Annotated in this window: 18 protein-coding genes; 16 read left to right on the top strand and 2 right to left on the bottom strand. The window is 63.2% G+C overall.

Features of this window, described 5'->3' with window-relative positions:
• Nucleotides 1-36 precede the first annotated feature (36 nt).
• On the top strand, nucleotides 37-567 hold the full coding sequence (locus tag CXQ80_RS07645) for an RNA polymerase factor sigma-70 (RefSeq protein WP_101318085.1): 531 nt from the start codon (nucleotides 37-39) through the stop codon (nucleotides 565-567).
• Nucleotides 568-570: 3 nt separating this feature from the next.
• On the opposite strand, the gene CXQ80_RS07640 is transcribed toward CXQ80_RS07645, so the two are convergent.
• Entirely contained in the window at nucleotides 571-1,374 is an 804-nt protein-coding gene (locus CXQ80_RS07640; RefSeq protein WP_101322974.1) for an ABC transporter substrate-binding protein, read from the bottom strand.
• Nucleotides 1,375-1,524: 150 nt separating this feature from the next.
• Here CXQ80_RS07640 and CXQ80_RS07635 point away from each other — a divergent pair, with 150 nt between their 5' ends.
• Together CXQ80_RS07635 and CXQ80_RS07630 are read left to right on the top strand one after the other, a co-directional pair.
• Complete coding sequence (locus CXQ80_RS07635; protein WP_101318083.1) at nucleotides 1,525-2,076, top strand: exonuclease domain-containing protein; 552 nt, start codon at nucleotides 1,525-1,527, stop codon at nucleotides 2,074-2,076.
• A 76-nt stretch (nucleotides 2,077-2,152) separates the two neighbouring features.
• Complete coding sequence (locus CXQ80_RS07630) at nucleotides 2,153-2,437, top strand: pyrimidine/purine nucleoside phosphorylase (RefSeq protein WP_101318081.1); 285 nt, start codon at nucleotides 2,153-2,155, stop codon at nucleotides 2,435-2,437.
• A gap of 49 nt (nucleotides 2,438-2,486) precedes the next feature.
• On the opposite strand, the gene CXQ80_RS07625 is transcribed toward CXQ80_RS07630, so the two are convergent.
• Nucleotides 2,487-3,179, bottom strand: coding sequence for an alpha/beta family hydrolase (locus CXQ80_RS07625; RefSeq protein WP_101318079.1), 693 nt, complete (start codon nucleotides 3,177-3,179; stop codon nucleotides 2,487-2,489).
• Nucleotides 3,180-3,228: 49 nt separating this feature from the next.
• Between CXQ80_RS07625 and ccoN (CXQ80_RS07620) the strand changes: the two genes are divergently transcribed.
• The 13 genes from ccoN (CXQ80_RS07620) to CXQ80_RS07560 all read left to right on the top strand — a co-directional run bounded on the left by ccoN (CXQ80_RS07620) (nucleotide 3,229) and on the right by CXQ80_RS07560 (nucleotide 15,755).
• The gene (gene ccoN, locus CXQ80_RS07620; RefSeq protein ID WP_101318077.1) at nucleotides 3,229-4,653 is read left to right on the top strand and encodes a cytochrome-c oxidase, cbb3-type subunit I; all 1,425 of its coding nucleotides are present in this window, start codon (nucleotides 3,229-3,231) and stop codon (nucleotides 4,651-4,653) included.
• 13 nt (nucleotides 4,654-4,666) lie between these two features.
• Complete coding sequence (gene ccoO / locus CXQ80_RS07615) at nucleotides 4,667-5,275, top strand: cytochrome-c oxidase, cbb3-type subunit II (protein WP_101318075.1); 609 nt, start codon at nucleotides 4,667-4,669, stop codon at nucleotides 5,273-5,275.
• Between the two features lie 9 nt (nucleotides 5,276-5,284).
• Nucleotides 5,285-5,476, top strand: coding sequence for a cbb3-type cytochrome c oxidase subunit 3 (locus CXQ80_RS07610; RefSeq protein ID WP_101322973.1), 192 nt, complete (start codon nucleotides 5,285-5,287; stop codon nucleotides 5,474-5,476).
• Complete coding sequence (gene ccoP / locus CXQ80_RS07605) at nucleotides 5,473-6,414, top strand: cytochrome-c oxidase, cbb3-type subunit III (protein WP_101318073.1); 942 nt, start codon at nucleotides 5,473-5,475, stop codon at nucleotides 6,412-6,414. Before CXQ80_RS07610 ends, ccoP (CXQ80_RS07605) begins: the two co-directional genes overlap by 4 nt.
• Nucleotides 6,415-6,836: 422 nt before the next feature.
• Complete coding sequence (gene ccoN / locus CXQ80_RS07600) at nucleotides 6,837-8,279, top strand: cytochrome-c oxidase, cbb3-type subunit I (RefSeq protein WP_101318071.1); 1,443 nt, start codon at nucleotides 6,837-6,839, stop codon at nucleotides 8,277-8,279.
• Nucleotides 8,279-8,887, top strand: coding sequence for a cytochrome-c oxidase, cbb3-type subunit II (gene ccoO / locus CXQ80_RS07595; protein WP_101318069.1), 609 nt, complete (start codon nucleotides 8,279-8,281; stop codon nucleotides 8,885-8,887). Before ccoN (CXQ80_RS07600) ends, ccoO (CXQ80_RS07595) begins: the two co-directional genes overlap by 1 nt.
• A gap of 5 nt (nucleotides 8,888-8,892) precedes the next feature.
• Entirely contained in the window at nucleotides 8,893-9,090 is a 198-nt protein-coding gene (locus tag CXQ80_RS07590; protein WP_101318067.1) for a cbb3-type cytochrome c oxidase subunit 3, read from the top strand.
• Nucleotides 9,087-10,067: a cytochrome-c oxidase, cbb3-type subunit III gene (gene ccoP / locus CXQ80_RS07585; RefSeq protein WP_101318065.1), complete on the top strand. Its 981-nt coding sequence runs from the start codon at nucleotides 9,087-9,089 to the stop codon at nucleotides 10,065-10,067. Before CXQ80_RS07590 ends, ccoP (CXQ80_RS07585) begins: the two co-directional genes overlap by 4 nt.
• A 223-nt stretch (nucleotides 10,068-10,290) precedes the next feature.
• Nucleotides 10,291-11,706 (top strand): cytochrome c oxidase accessory protein CcoG, encoded by a 1,416-nt coding sequence (ccoG, locus tag CXQ80_RS07580; RefSeq protein WP_101318063.1) that lies wholly within the window; start codon nucleotides 10,291-10,293, stop codon nucleotides 11,704-11,706.
• Nucleotides 11,707-11,718: 12 nt separating this feature from the next.
• Complete coding sequence (locus CXQ80_RS07575) at nucleotides 11,719-12,243, top strand: FixH family protein (RefSeq protein WP_101318061.1); 525 nt, start codon at nucleotides 11,719-11,721, stop codon at nucleotides 12,241-12,243.
• Nucleotides 12,244-12,395: 152 nt separating this feature from the next.
• A complete protein-coding gene (locus CXQ80_RS07570; RefSeq protein ID WP_101318059.1) occupies nucleotides 12,396-14,858 on the top strand; it encodes a heavy metal translocating P-type ATPase in 2,463 nt (820 codons plus the stop codon).
• An 11-nt stretch (nucleotides 14,859-14,869) separates the two neighbouring features.
• Nucleotides 14,870-15,079 carry a cbb3-type cytochrome oxidase assembly protein CcoS gene (gene ccoS / locus CXQ80_RS07565; protein ID WP_101318057.1) on the top strand — a complete coding sequence of 70 codons (210 nt, stop codon included), beginning with the start codon at nucleotides 14,870-14,872 and terminating at the stop codon, nucleotides 15,077-15,079.
• Entirely contained in the window at nucleotides 15,072-15,755 is a 684-nt protein-coding gene (locus tag CXQ80_RS07560; protein WP_101318055.1) for a sulfite exporter TauE/SafE family protein, read from the top strand. The genes ccoS and CXQ80_RS07560 overlap by 8 nt, the downstream gene beginning before the upstream one ends.
• The last annotated feature ends 72 nt before the right edge of the window (nucleotides 15,756-15,827 follow it).

The following is a 15,827-nucleotide window of genomic DNA, read 5'->3' as shown; positions in this document are numbered from 1 at the left end:
AGCGCTCCTATTCCTAAAAGAGCTAAGGTGATTTCCATGGCGGAACAACTATCCACAAGTAAGTGCGATTCACCCTTACTCCAGGCGTTCGTCGACAATCGCAGCATTCTCCTCAAAATAGCCGCGCGCATCACTGGCTGCCGCTCGCGTGCCGAGGATGTTGTTCAGGACGCCTTCTTCCGGCTCAACGCCGCACCGCAGATCACCTCCTCGATCAAAGCTCAACTCAGCTATCTGTTCCAGATCGTGCGTAACCTGGCCATCGATCACTATCGCAAACAGGCGATGGAGCTGAGGTATTCGGGCACCGAAGAGGAAGGCATGAACGTGGTGATCGTCAATGCATCGCCCGAGCACACCCACATCAACCTGGCTGCGCTTGAACACATCGCCGATGCATTGAATGAACTGCCCCAGCGCACCCGTTATGCCTTCGAGATGTACCGGCTGCACGGCGTCCCGCAGAAAGACATCGCCAAGGAACTTGGCGTCTCGCCGACGCTGGTCAACTTCATGATTCGCGACGCCCTGATCCATTGCCGCAAAAGCGCCCAGCCGCACACTTGAGGGCTACTGCGGGCTGGTCGTCTGGATCTGATAGGGCTGAAAAATCCGCGTCAATTCACCGTTGCTGCGCAGTTGTTGCAACAGCGCGGCAAATGCCTGCGGGCTGATCGGTGCATTCGGGCGCAGTAGTGCGTAATGATGATAAAGCTGATCGACCCGTTCCGAGCCCATCAACTGCTCGCGGCTGGCAGGGTTGCGAGCAAGAAAATCATTGAAATACGAGCGCGTTACCAGGGCAATGTCGGCGCGCCCTCGCTGGACCATTAACAGGTTGCTGTCATGCGAGTAGGTCAAGGTCGCATGGTAGTTCGCACTGAGCTGCTGTGGGTCGGCGTTGAAGTCGGCGAAGGCGTAATGATAGCCGTGGTAAACAGCCAGACGCTTGCCATGCAGCTCAGCGAAGTAATTCTGGTCCCTTCCCGGCTGGCGCCGCGCGACAAAAATTTCGGCATCTTCCAGGCCCATGTCGACGGCCTGGTGGGGGACCTGTTGCCAGCCCCACTGAGGGTTCTCGAAAATCGCCATGTCGGTGCGCCCTTGCTCCAGGTCGGCAAAGCGCCGCGGAATCGAGGTGGGCACCAGAACGAAGAAGTAGTCCTTTTGCAGCGAGTTGAGCGCCTGTGTCAGTTGCGGCAGCAGGCCACTGTCGGCGCCCCGCTCCGGGCGTTCGGTATAAGGCGGAAAATGCGCCGCACCGATGCGCACCTCGATGCCTGCCTCGGGTTCGGCACAGGCAGGCGCGACGCGCCCCAGCAGAGCAACCAGCAACAGCGACGAGAAGGCCTTGAGCCTGGGCAGTGGAATCAACACAGACACTTGCAGACACACCAAACCTTGATGCGCCTAAGCTAGGCGTTTTCTGCAAGCGGCACAACCATCACATATGCCAAAGTGCCATAGGGTGCCTGTTTGGCCGAGTTTGGCTACTCTCTAGCGAGTCTTGCAAGGGAGCCTGCCATGGCCCATTGGTTAGTGATCGACCTGGAGGCAACCACCGATGACGGTGGCTGGCCGCTCACAGAGATGGAAATCATTGAAATCGGTGCCAGCCTGGTGACGCGGCAAGGCCATGAGGTCGACCAGTTCCAGTGCTTCGTCAAACCGAAAAAACGCCCGCAGTTGACTCCGTTCTGCCGCCAGCTGACCCACATCAGCCAGGCGGACGTCGACGCCGCCGCGTGTTTTCGTGAGGCCTGGGCTGGGTTCGAGGGCTGGCTGAGGACACATGCCGACGAACTGCAAGCCTGGGTCAGCTGGGGCGACTATGACCGCCGCCAGCTGCTGCAGGAATGGCACGACTATAAAGTGCGCAGCGTGCTCCAGGACACCGCCCACATCAACCTCAAGCAGCGCTTCGCCAAGGCCCGCCACCTGCAACGCCCGGCCGGGCTCAACAGCGCCCTGCAACTGGCTGGCCTGCAGTTCAGCGGCCAGCAGCACCGCGCCCTCGAAGATGCGCGCAATACCGCGCGTTTGCTGCCGCTAAGCCTGCCGGCCGAGAGCCCCTGAAAGCAGATGACGACACGCTGGGGCTTGGGCATACTGGCCAGCCCCTTTTTCATCCCCCCTTTACAGGAGTCGCCCCATGTTCAAGGTCAACGAGTACTTTGATGGCACCGTCAAGTCGATCGCTTTCGAAGGCACTGAAGGCCCGGCCACCGTCGGCGTGATGGCCCCGGGCGAATACGAGTTCGGCACCGCCAAGCGCGAAATCATGCACGTGGTTTCCGGCGCCCTGACCGTCAAGCTGCCGGGCAGCGACAACTGGCAGGAATTCATCGCTGGCAGCCAGTTCAACGTGCCTGCCGACAGCAAGTTCCAGCTCAAGGTCGCAGTTGCAACCGCTTACCTGTGCGAATACCGCGACTGATCCAGCAATCGCATTGGCTCAGCAGGCGCGGCGCCTGCTGAGTTGCTGCTCAGCGCTGGATGAAGCGGGCAACCCGTTCTGCGGTGGTTTGCAGGTGCTGCTCATGGGTGAAGCCCGACGCTTTCAGCGGCTTGAGGTCATGATCCGCCGCCGCCAACCAGCACAGTTCGATGGCTGACGACAGCTGGTAGCCCGCGACCGTTTCCCGGTTGCCCAGGGCATCGCGCTCGCCCTGCACAATCAAGGTCGGTGTCTGCAGTTCCGCCAAGTGCGAGACCCGCGGCTTTTCCGGCTTGCCCGCTGCGTAGAACGGATATCCCAGGCACACCAGTGCATCTACCTGCAGTTCATCGGCCAGCAAACTGGCCATGCGCCCGCCCATTGACTTGCCGCCAATCGCCAGCGGTCCTGTGACCAATGGTCGCACCTGTTGATACACCTCGCGCCAGCATTCAAGCAAAACCTTCTGCGGGTTAGGTGGCCGCCTGCCGCCTGTTGCGCGCCGTTCGGCCATGTACGGGAACTCGAAACGCAGCAGCGCCAGCCCTTGCCCTGTCAGCCTTTGCGCCATGTCGTTCATGAATCCGCTGTCCATCGGTGCGCCAGCACCGTGGGCCAGGATCAAACACCCCACATAGCCCCGCTCGCCACCGGCTTGCGGCAGATCGCAGCGCAAGCCTGAAACATTTGTCACTTGCGCCCATTGATCCCCGTCAATACCGGCATTTAGCCCATCTCTCATTCTTGCCTCGCTGTTTAGTCTGCCTATAACCGTGGATGGGAACCCATACATGAACACAACACCCAGAACCGCCTACAACTACAAGGTGGTCCGCCAATTCGCCATTATGACGGTGGTGTGGGGAATCGTCGGGATGGGGCTCGGCGTTTTCATCGCTGCCCAACTCGCCTGGCCTGCCCTCAACTTCGACCTGCCGTGGACCAGCTTTGGCCGCCTGCGACCGCTGCACACCAACGCAGTGATCTTCGCCTTCGGCGGCTGCGCGCTGTTTGCCACCTCGTATTACTCGGTGCAGCGCACCTGCCAGACCACCCTGTTCGCGCCGCGCCTGGCGGCATTCTCGTTCTGGGGCTGGCAACTGGTGATCGTGCTCGCCGCGATCAGCCTGCCGCTGGGCTACACCAGCTCCAAGGAATACGCCGAGCTGGAATGGCCGATCGACATCCTGATCACCATTGTCTGGGTGGCCTACGCGATCGTGTTCTTCGGTACGCTGATCAAGCGCACCACCAAGCACATCTATGTGGGTAACTGGTTCTTCGGTGCGTTCATCCTCACCGTGGCGCTGCTGCACATCGTCAACAACCTGGAAATCCCGGTCAGCCTGACCAAATCCTACTCGGTGTATGCCGGCGCAACCGACGCCATGGTGCAGTGGTGGTACGGCCACAACGCGGTGGGCTTCTTCCTGACCGCAGGCTTCCTCGGCATGATGTACTACTACGTGCCCAAGCAGGCCGAACGCCCGGTGTATTCCTATCGGCTGTCGATCGTGCACTTCTGGGCACTGATCACCCTGTACATCTGGGCCGGCCCGCACCACCTGCACTACACCGCCCTGCCTGACTGGGCGCAGTCGCTGGGCATGGTCATGTCGCTGATTCTGCTCGCGCCAAGCTGGGGCGGCATGATCAACGGCATGATGACCCTGTCGGGCGCCTGGCACAAACTGCGCAGCGACCCGATTCTGCGCTTCCTCGTGGTGTCGCTGGCGTTCTACGGCATGTCGACCTTCGAAGGGCCGATGATGGCGATCAAGACCGTCAACGCCTTGTCGCACTACACCGACTGGACCATCGGCCACGTCCATGCCGGCGCGCTTGGTTGGGTAGCGATGATTTCCATCGGTGCGCTGTACCACACCATCCCGAAAATCTGGGGCAAAGAGCGCATGTACAGCATTGGCTTGATCAATGCGCACTTCTGGCTGGCGACCATCGGCACCGTGTTGTACATCGCCTCGATGTGGGTCAACGGCATCGCCCAGGGCCTGATGTGGCGCGCGGTCAACGCCGACGGCACCCTCACCTACTCGTTCGTCGAAACCCTGGTGGCCAGCCACCCAGGCTTCATCGTGCGCTTCGTCGGTGGTGCGATCTTCCTCAGCGGCATGTTCCTGATGGCCTGGAACACCTGGCGCACGGTGCGCGCACCGGATGCAGCCGCCGCCCCTGCGAACGCCCAGTTGGCCTGAGGAGAGTTGCCTGATGAAACATGAAGTCATCGAGAAAAACGTCGGCCTGCTGGCGGTGTTGATGGTGTTGGCCGTCAGTATCGGCGGCCTGACCCAGATCGTCCCGCTGTTCTTCCAGGACGTCACCAACAAGCCGGTCGAAGGCATGAAGCCGTACACCGCGCTTCAGCTGGAAGGCCGCGATATCTATATCCGCGAAGGCTGCGTTGGTTGCCACTCGCAGATGATCCGGCCGTTCCGCGCCGAGACCGAGCGCTACGGGCACTACTCGGTCGCCGGCGAGAGCGTCTGGGACCACCCGTTCCTGTGGGGCTCCAAGCGCACCGGGCCGGACCTTGCCCGAGTCGGCGGGCGCTACTCGGACGACTGGCACCGCGCGCATCTGTACAACCCGCGCAACGTCGTCCCCGAGTCGAAGATGCCGTCCTACCCATGGCTGGTCGCCGACCAGGTCGACAACAGCCACACCGAGACCAAGATGCGCGCCCTGCGCACCCTCGGCGTGCCTTACACCGACGCGGATATCGCCGGTGCCCGTGACGCCGTCAAGGGCCATACCGAGATGGACGCGCTGGTCGCCTACCTGCAGGTGCTCGGCACTGCGATCAAGAACAAGAGGTAAGCAATGGAACTGTCAATTGACATCGGCATGATCCGCGGCCTCGGCACCTTGGTGGTGATGATCGCCTTCATCGGCCTGAGCCTGTGGGTGTTCAACCGTCGCCGTGACCGTGATTTCGCCGAAGCGCGCCTGCTGCCCTTCGACGATGACCGCCTGCCCCCTGCCGGGCAGGAGCCTGCAATGAGGAGTAACGGGCAATGACCACCTTCTGGAGTACGTACATCAGCGTACTGACCATCGGCAGCCTGATCGGCCTGACCTGGCTGCTGCTCAGCACCCGCAAGGGCCAGAGCAAGGACACCACCGACCAGACCATGGGCCACAGCTTCGATGGCATCGAGGAGTACGACAACCCGCTGCCCAAGTGGTGGTTCTGGCTGTTCGTCGGCACCCTCGCCTTCGGCGTCGGTTACCTGATCCTGTACCCAGGCCTGGGCAACTGGAAGGGCATCCTGCCGGGCTATGAGAATGGCTGGACCCAGGTCGATGAATGGCAGCGCGAGATGGACAAGGCCGACGCCCGCTTCGGGCCGATCTTCGCCAAGTTTGCCGCCATGCCGGTGGAAGAAGTGGCCAAGGACCCGCAAGCGCTGAAAATGGGCGGTCGCCTGTTCGCCTCGAACTGCTCGGTGTGCCACGGCTCGGACGCCAAAGGTGCCTACGGCTTCCCCAACCTGACCGACAGCGACTGGCGCTGGGGCGGCGACCCGGAAACCATCAAGGCCTCGATCATGAACGGCCGCCATGGCGTCATGCCGGGCTGGGCGGAGGTGATCGGTGAACAGGGCGTGGCGGATGTGGCGGCGTTCGTGCTGACCAACATGGACGGCCGCAAGCTGCCTGAAGGGGTCAAGGCTGATCCAGCCAAAGGCCAGCAGATCTTCGCCAGCAACTGCGTCGCCTGCCACGGACCGGAAGGCAAAGGCACGCCAGTGATGGGCGCACCTGACCTGACCCATCCACAGGCGTTCATCTATGGTTCCAGCTTCGCCCAGTTGCAGCAGACCATTCGCTACGGCCGCCAGGGCCAGATGCCAGCCCAGGCTGACATTCAGGGCCACGACAAGGTCCACCTGCTGGCAGCCTACGTGTACAGCCTGTCGCAACCGCAACCGGCGCAGACCGTGACCGCCAAGTGACACCCTCGGGGCCGTTTCACGGCCCCGGCTTCCCCGCTTCTCCGCACCGCCCACCTCGCTTGCACCCCCTCCGAACACAACTAAGCTTGATGCCAAGGCGGCAACGCCCTACTCGCACGTCCCATAGCGCCTGACGCCGGGCCGACTTTGGGCGGTTCAAGCTACGGCTTTGGAAGGGTATCCGACCTACCCAGACAGGCCCGAAAAAGCCTGACCAATCGATCAGAAAAAGTCGAGAAACGGTACACATAACAAATATTTATTTGTGTACAATCATCCAGACCCAAGCGCTGCGGGACGGCAGCATGCAGGGTTTGGACACGGGTCGGCGCGAGGAGCCTTGCGTTGCCATACCCCCAGGGGTTACCGATACTGGCGCCGATTTTCAACCAACAAGAATATTCAAACCGTGGAACCTTAGAATGAGCACAGCAATCAGTCCGACTGCTTATAACTATAAGGTCGTCCGCCAGTTCGCCATCATGACGGTGGTCTGGGGGATCCTTGGCATGGGGCTCGGGGTGTTCATCGCCTCGCAACTGGTCTGGCCGCAACTGAACCTCGACCTGCCCTGGACCAGCTTCGGCCGCCTGCGCCCGCTGCACACCAACCTGGTGATCTTCGCCTTCGGTGGCTGTGCGCTGTTTGGCACCTCGTATTACGTGGTCCAGCGCACCTGCCAGACGCGGTTGATTTCCGATAGCCTGGCGGCGTTCACCTTCTGGGGTTGGCAGGCGGTCATCGTCAGCGCCTTGATCACCTTGCCGCTGGGTTACACCACCACCAAGGAATATGCCGAGCTTGAATGGCCAATCGCGATTCTGCTGGCGATTGTCTGGGTCACCTACGGCGTGGTGTTCTTCGGCACCATCGTCAAGCGCAAGACCAAGCACATCTATGTCGGCAACTGGTTCTACGGCGCCTTCATCGTCGTCACCGCGATGCTGCACATCGTCAACCACATCTCGCTGCCGGTCAGCCTGTTCAAGTCGTACTCGGCCTACGCCGGTGCGACCGACGCGATGATCCAGTGGTGGTACGGGCACAACGCGGTGGGCTTCTTCCTGACCACGGGCTTTCTCGGCATGATGTATTACTTCGTGCCCAAGCAGGCCGAGCGGCCGATCTACTCGTATCGCTTGTCGATCGTGCACTTCTGGGCGCTGATCACCCTGTACATCTGGGCCGGCCCGCACCATTTGCACTATACCGCCCTGCCCGACTGGGCGCAGTCGCTGGGCATGGTCATGTCGATCATCCTCCTGGCGCCGAGCTGGGGCGGCATGATCAACGGCATGATGACGCTGTCCGGGGCCTGGCACAAACTGCGCACCGACCCGATCCTGCGCTTCCTCGTGGTGTCGCTGGCGTTCTACGGTATGTCGACCTTCGAAGGGCCGATGATGGCGATCAAGACGGTCAACTCGCTGTCGCACTACACCGACTGGACCATCGGCCACGTACACGCCGGCGCGCTCGGCTGGGTGGCGATGATCTCGATCGGCGCCATCTACCACATGATTCCCAAGCTCTACGGCCGGACGCAGATGCACAGCGTCGGCCTGATCAACGCGCACTTCTGGCTGGCCACTATCGGCACCGTGCTGTACATCGCCTCGATGTGGGTCAACGGCATTACCCAGGGCCTGATGTGGCGTGCGATCAACGATGACGGCACCCTCACCTATTCGTTCGTCGAGGCGCTGCAGGCCAGCCACCCGGGCTATATCGTCCGCGCAGTGGGCGGTGCGTTCTTCGCCTCGGGGATGTTGCTGATGGCCTACAACGTGCTGCGCACTGTACGTGCAGCGGATGCCACAGAAGCTGAAGCCGCCGCCAAGATCGTCGTTGTGGGAGCGCACTGATGAAGCATGAAGCAGTCGAGAAGAACATAGGCCTGTTGGCCTTCTTCATGGTCATTGCCGTCAGCATCGGTGGCCTGACCCAGATCGTCCCGCTGTTTTTCCAGGACGTCACCAACAAGCCGGTCGAAGGCATGAAGCCGCGCACCGCGCTGGAGCTGGAAGGCCGCGATATCTATATCCGCGAAGGCTGCGTCGGCTGCCACTCGCAGATGATCCGGCCATTCCGCGCCGAAACCGAACGCTACGGGCACTACTCGGTGGCCGGCGAAAGTGTCTGGGACCACCCGTTCCTGTGGGGCTCCAAGCGCACTGGGCCGGACCTGGCCAGGGTCGGCGGGCGTTACTCGGATGACTGGCACCGCGCGCACCTGTACAACCCGCGCAACGTCGTGCCCGAGTCGAAGATGCCGTCCTACCCGTGGCTGGTCGAGCACAAGCTCGATGGCAAGGACACCGCGAAAAAGCTCGAAGTGCTGCGCACCCTGGGCGTGCCGTACACCGATGCCGACATCGCCGGCGCTGCCGACGCGGTCAGGGGCAAGACCGAGATGGACGCGCTGGTGGCGTACCTGCAAGGCCTTGGCACCATCATCAAAAGCAAACGGTGACGCTGATGGATATCGGAATGATCCGCGGCCTGGGCACCGTGGTGGTACTGGTGGCGTTCGTCGGCCTCGCCCTGTGGGTGTTCAGCCCAAGGCGCAAGCGCGACTTCGACGAGGCCACGCAACTGCCTTTTGCCGATGACCCCGAAGCCAGCCAGCATGTCGAGCAAGCGCAAGCAAAAGCGTCTAGGAGCAAACAACAATGACTACCTTCTGGAGCCTTTACGTCAGCGTGCTGACGTTGGGCACGATCTTCGCCCTCACCTGGCTGCTGCTGTCGACCCGCAAGGGCCAGCGCGAGGACATCACCGACGAGACCGTCGGCCACGCCTTCGACGGCATCGAGGAATACGACAACCCGCTGCCCAAATGGTGGTTCTGGCTGTTTGTCGGCACCATCATCTTTGCCCTTGGTTACCTGGTGCTGTACCCGGGCCTGGGCAACTGGAAAGGCATCCTGCCAGGCTACAGCTACCTCGATAACGACAAGCAGACCGAGTTCAGCAACGGTGAGGCGGGCTGGACCGGCGTGCACGAGTGGGAAAAGGAAATGGCCAAGGCCAATGCCCGCTTCGGGCCGATCTTTGCCAAGTTTGCCGCGATGCCGATCGAGGAAGTCGCCAAGGACCCGCAGGCGCTGAAAATGGGTGGCCGGTTGTTCGCCTCCAACTGTTCGGTGTGCCACGGTTCCGACGCCAAGGGCGCCTATGGCTTCCCCAACCTGACCGACAGCGACTGGCGCTGGGGCGGCGAGCCGGAGACGATCAAGGCCTCGATCATGAACGGCCGCCACGGCGTGATGCCGGCCTGGGCCGAGGTGCTCGGCGAGCAAGGTGTGGCTGATGTGGCCGCCTTTGTCCTGACCAACCTGGACGGGCGCAAGCTGCCCGAGGGCATCAAGGCAGATCCTGCCAACGGCCAGAAACTGTTCGCCACCAACTGCGTCGCCTGCCACGGGCCCGAGGCCAAGGGTACGCCGGCCATGGGCGCACCTGACCTGACCCATCCGCAGGCGTTCATCTACGGCTCAAGCTTCGCCCAGTTGCAGCAGACCATCCGCTACGGCCGTCAGGGCCAGATGCCGGCCCAGGCCGAGTTGCAAGGCAATGACAAGGTGCACCTGCTGGCCGCCTATGTGTACAGCCTGTCGCAGCAGGAAGCCGCCGAGCCTGCCAAGCCGTAATCCAGCCAGGTCAGCCGAGGCGTTTGCACCTCGGCTGACCTGGATCAATTGACAATCGCACCTACACCATTTCACAGGCAAACCCAACGCGACATAACGTCGCAGCACGGTCCGACCTCGCCAGCACAGGCGTATCATAGGCCGCAGAGCGTCAGCACCAGGCGCACGACCGCAGCTGGCATGCACTGGCCGCGGCACTTCTCCACTGCCGTGGGACTCGATGATGAGCAAGCACATTCCGGTACATGACGTGACCCCGCCTGCCAACAAGGGAAAGGATTCCGTCGACCTCTATGCCTCCCGTGCCAAGATCTACACCCGCGCCTTCACCGGCGTATTCCGCAGGCTGCGCATGGTCGGCGGCGCGCTGCTGTTCCTGCTCTACTTTGGCACCGTGTGGCTGAACTGGGGCGGCCACCAGGCTGTCTGGTGGAACCTGCCCGAACGTAAGTTCTACATCTTCGGCACCACCATCTGGCCGCAGGATTTCATTCTGCTGTCGGGCATTCTGATCGTCGCCGCCTTCGGCCTGTTTTTCATCACCGTGTTCGCCGGGCGCATCTGGTGCGGCTACACCTGCCCGCAGAGCGTGTGGACCTGGGTGTTCATGTGGTGCGAGAAAATCACCGAGGGTGACCGCAATCAGCGCATGAAGCTCGACAAGGCGCCAATGAGCGCCAACAAGCTCGCTCGCAAGACCGCCAAGCACAGCCTGTGGCTGCTGATCGGTTTCGTCACCGGGGTGACCTTTGTCGGTTACTTCTCGCCGATCCGCGAACTGCTCGTGGAATTCTTCACCGGCGAAGCCGATGGCTGGGCCTACTTCTGGGTCGGCTTCTTCACCCTGGCCACCTACGGCAATGCCGGTTGGCTGCGTGAACAGGTGTGCATCTACATGTGCCCGTATGCGCGCTTCCAGAGCGTGATGTTCGACAAGGACACCCTGATCGTCTCGTATGACCCGCGCCGCGGCGAACTGCGCGGCCCGCGCAAGAAAGACGCCGACTACAAGGCGCAAGGCCTGGGCGACTGCATCGACTGCACCATGTGCGTGCAGGTGTGCCCGACCGGCATCGACATCCGTGACGGCCTGCAGGTCGAGTGCATCGGCTGCGCTGCCTGCATCGACGCCTGCGACACCATCATGGACAAGATGAACTACCCACGCGGCCTGGTCAGCTACACCACCGAACACAACCTGTCCGGGCAAAAGACACACATGGTGCGACCGCGCCTGATCGGTTATGCAGTAGTCCTGCTGGTGATGATCGGCGCCCTGGCCACGGCCTTCGCTACCCGTTCGCTGGTGGGGTTCGATGTCAGCAAGGACCGCGTGCTGTATCGCGAAAACGCCCAGGGGCGGATCGAGAACGTGTACAGCCTCAAAGTCATGAACAAGGACCAGCGCGATCACGTCTACGTGCTCGAGGCCAGCGGCCTGCCAGACCTGCAACTGCAAGGCCGGCGCGAGATCCGTGTCGAGGCCGGTGATATCGTCAGCCTGCCGGTGCAGCTGTCGGTGGCCCCCGAGCAGTTGCCGTCGACCACCAACGAAGTCATCTTCACCCTCAAGGACGCCGACGACAACGGCACCCAGGTTGAAGCCAAGAGCCGTTTCATCGGCCCGCAAATTCGCTAAGGAACCCGCTCCATGCCTGCTACTGCCGCCAGCCCCTGGTACAAGCACCTCTGGCCCTGGATCCTCATCGGCATCCTCACCACCTCGGTGTGCCTGAGCCTGACCATGGTCAGCATTGCCGTGCGCAACCCAGACAACCTGGTCAACGACAACTACTACGAGGCCGGCAAAGGCATCAACCGCTCGCTCGACCGCGAACTGCTGGCGCAGACTCTCAACCTCAAGGCCAGCGTGCTCCTCGATGAGCTGACCGGCGAGGTCGAGCTGCGTCTGAGCGGCAACAGCGACCCGCAGACGTTGGAACTCAACCTGATCTCGCCGACCCAGCCGGACAAGGACCGCAAAGTCCAGTTGGCGCGCAGCGAAGCGGGCCGCTATGTTGGCCAACTGGACGACAAGGTCGAGGGCCGGCGCTTTGTCGAGCTGCTGGGCAGCCAGGATGGCCACATCTGGCGCTTGTTCGAGGAAGAGAAAGTCGAGCACGGCGTAACCCTCCAGCTCGGCGATGAAGCCATCCAGGGCGCCGAGCACCTGTAGGAGCGGCCTTGTGTCGCGAAAGGTCAGCGAAGCTGGCCCGGCAATTGTGGCCGCGGCATGAATCCTGGGGCCGCTTTGCGACCCTTTCGCGACACAAGGCCGCTCCTACGGGAATGCGTGCAACTTTGCGGTTTTTGTAAGGCCATGATGTGATGACTCAGCCCAACCCGTGCTACCACTGCGCCCTGCCGGTCCCTGCCGGCAGCCGCTTCAACGCCAAGGTGTTGGGCGAGCTGCGCGCATTCTGCTGCCCCGGTTGTCAGGCCGTTGCCGAATCCATCGTCGCTGGCGGCCTTGAGCACTACTACCAGCACCGCAGCGAAACCAGCGCCAACCCAGAGGCCCTGCCCCAGCAGTTGCAGGACGAACTGGCGCTGTACGACCGCAACGATGTTCAGCAAGGCTTCGTCCGCCATGACCATGGCCATGCCGAAGCGGTGCTGATGATCGAAGGCATCAGTTGCGCCGCTTGCGGCTGGCTGATCGAGAAACATCTGCGCAATGTGCCAGGCGTGGCCGACGCCCGCCTGAACCTGTCCAACCACCGCCTGCTGCTGAGCTGGGACGACCTGCAACTGCCGTTGTCGAAGCTGATGGCCGAGCTGCGCCAGATTGGCTACGCCGCCCACCCGTATCAGCCCGACCAGGCCGCCGAGCAGCTTGCGCGGGAGAACCGCAGCGCCTTGCGCCGCCTCGGTGTGGCCGGGCTGTTGTGGTTCCAGGCGATGATGGCGACCATGGCCACCTGGCCGGAATTCAACATCGACCTCAGCCCCGAGTTGCACACCATTCTGCGTTGGGTTGCGCTGTTTCTGACCACGCCGATCGTGTTCTACAGCTGTGCGCCGTTTTTCAAAGGCGCCGCGCGCGACCTGCGCACCCGCCATCTGACCATGGATGTGTCGGTGTCGCTGGCCATCGCCCTGGCCTACTGCGCCGGTATCTGGACGGCGATCACCGGGAGTGGCGAGCTGTACTTCGACACGGTCGGCATGTTTGCCCTGTTTCTGCTGACTGGCCGTTACCTTGAACGCCGCGCCCGCGAGCGCACGGCGGCGGCCACTGCGCAACTGGTCAACCTGCTGCCGGCCTCGTGCTTGCGCCTGGACAGCGAGGGGCGCAGCGAGCGCATTCTGCTGGCCGAACTCAACTGCGGCGATCGGGTGCAGGTGCTGCCCGGCGCGGTGATCCCGGCGGACGGGCGGATTGTCGAGGGCCGTTCGAGCATCGACGAGTCATTGCTCACCGGCGAGTACCTGCCGCTGGCGCGCAGCCCGGGCGATCACGTCACCGGCGGCACCTTGAACATCGAAAGCACGCTGAGCGTCGAGGTCCAAGCGCTGGGCCAGGCCACGCGCTTGTCCGCCATCGTCCGGCTGCTGGAACGCGCCCAGTCCGAAAAGCCGCGCCTGGCGCAGATCGCCGACCGCGCCTCGCAGTGGTTCTTGTTATTCACGCTGTTGGCCGCAGTCGCCATCGGCCTGCTCTGGTGGCAACTGGACCCGAGCCGGGCATTCTGGATCGTGCTGGCGATGCTGGTCGCCACCTGCCCATGCGCCCTGTCGCTGGCCACGCCGACCGCGCTGACCACCGCCACCGGCACACTGCACAAGCTTGGCCTGCTGGTGACACGCGGGCATGTGCTGGAAGGCCTCAACCAGATCGACACGGTGATCTTCGACAAGACCGGCACGCTCACCGAAGGCCGCCTGACCCTGCGCAGCATTCGCCCCTTGGGCACGCTGGGCAGCGACCAGTGCCTGGCCCTCGCCGCCGCCCTGGAAAACCGCTCGGAGCACCCGATCGCGCGTGCCTTCGGCCGCAGCACGCGGCCCGCCGAAGAAGTGCAGAACGTGCCCGGGCTGGGCCTGGAAGGCCAACTCGACGGCCAGCACCTGCGCATCGGCCAGGCCAGTTTCGTCTGTGCCCTGAGCGGCAGCGAGCCACCGCTGCTGCCCGAGCCGCGTGGCCAGTGGCTGCTGCTCGGCGATGCACACGGCCCGCTGGCCTGGTTTGGCCTGGACGACCGCCTGCGCGACGACGCCCAGGGTTTGCTCGACGCCTGCAAGGCGCGCGGGTGGCAGACCTTGCTGCTGTCAGGCGACAGCTCGCCGATGGTCGCTGAGGTGGCCGCGCAACTGGGCATCGATCAGGCGGTTGGCGGCCTGCGCCCCGACGACAAGCTGGCCCGCCTGCGCGCATTGCAGGCCGCAGGGCGCAAGGTGTTGATGCTCGGTGATGGGGTCAATGACGTGCCCGTGCTGGCTGCAGCGGACATCAGCATTGCCATGGGCTCGGCTACTGACCTGGCAAAAACCAGCGCCGATGCGGTGCTGTTGTCCAACCGCCTGCAAGCGCTGGCCCAGGCGCTGCTGCTGGCACGCCGCACGCGGCGGATAATCGTCGAGAACCTGGCCTGGGCAACCTTGTACAATGGCCTGATGTTGCCGTTCGCGGCGCTGGGCTGGATCACCCCCGTGTGGGCCGCCATCGGCATGTCGGTCAGCTCGCTGGTGGTGGTGCTCAATGCCCTGCGCCTGACCCGCCTGCCCGACCCCGCGCCTGCCAGCACCACCCGCGTCGAGGCGGGTGCCGGCGCGACCATCCTTCACTGAGCGATACCGCCATGCCTGCGCTGTACATCATGATTCCCGCAGCCCTGCTGATCGTTGGCGTGGCCATCTACATCTTCTTCTGGGCCGTCGACAGCGGCCAGTACGACGACCTCGACAGCCCGGCGCACAGCATCCTCTTCGATGACCAGGACCCAGGCCATCAAGCGGCGGTCAAGCATGAGAGCAAGCCCGCGGATGAGGACACCCCGCCCCGTGGCTGAGCTGCTGCCCCTGCTGGGCTCGGCCCTGGTGCTCGGCCTGCTTGGCGGCGGCCACTGCCTGGGCATGTGCGGCGGGCTGATGGGCGCGCTGACCCTGGCCATTCCGGCACAACAACGCGGCCGCCGGCTGCGCTTGTTGCTGGCCTACAACCTCGGCCGCGTGCTCAGCTATGCCAGCGCCGGCCTGCTGCTGGGCATGGCCGGCTGGGCCGTGGCCAGCAGCCCGGCAGCCCAGGTGTTGCGGGTAATCGCGGCGTTGCTGTTGATCGCCATGGGCCTGTACCTGGCGGGTTGGTGGAGCGGGCTGACCCGCATCGAAGCACTCGGCCGTGGCCTGTGGCGGCATATTCAACCGCTGGCAACTCGCTTGTTGCCGGTGTCGAGTTTGCCGCGGGCGCTGCTGCTCGGTGCACTGTGGGGCTGGCTGCCGTGCGGGCTGGTCTACAGCACCCTGCTGTGGGCAGCGAGCCAGGGCAATGCCGGCTACAGCGCGGCGCTGATGCTGGCATTCGGCCTCGGCACCTGGCCGGTATTGCTCGCCACCGGGCTGGCCGCCGAGCGGGTCAATCGGCTGCTGCGCAAACGCAGTGTGCGCGTGGCCGGTGGCCTGCTGGTGATGGTGTTTGGCCTGTGGACCCTGCCCGGCCCGCACCAGCACTGGCTGATGGGCCACTGAGCGCGCCTCGTGAGGCGCGTTGATACAAATCAAAACAGATTCCTACAGACGCCCATAGACTTCGGACACTGC

This window comes from Pseudomonas sp. 02C 26 (assembly GCF_002843585.1).
Taxonomy (GTDB): domain Bacteria; phylum Pseudomonadota; class Gammaproteobacteria; order Pseudomonadales; family Pseudomonadaceae; genus Aquipseudomonas; species Aquipseudomonas shirazensis.
The sequence above is the reverse complement of the archived record's forward strand: the minus strand, read 5'-3'. Positions and strand labels throughout refer to the sequence as shown.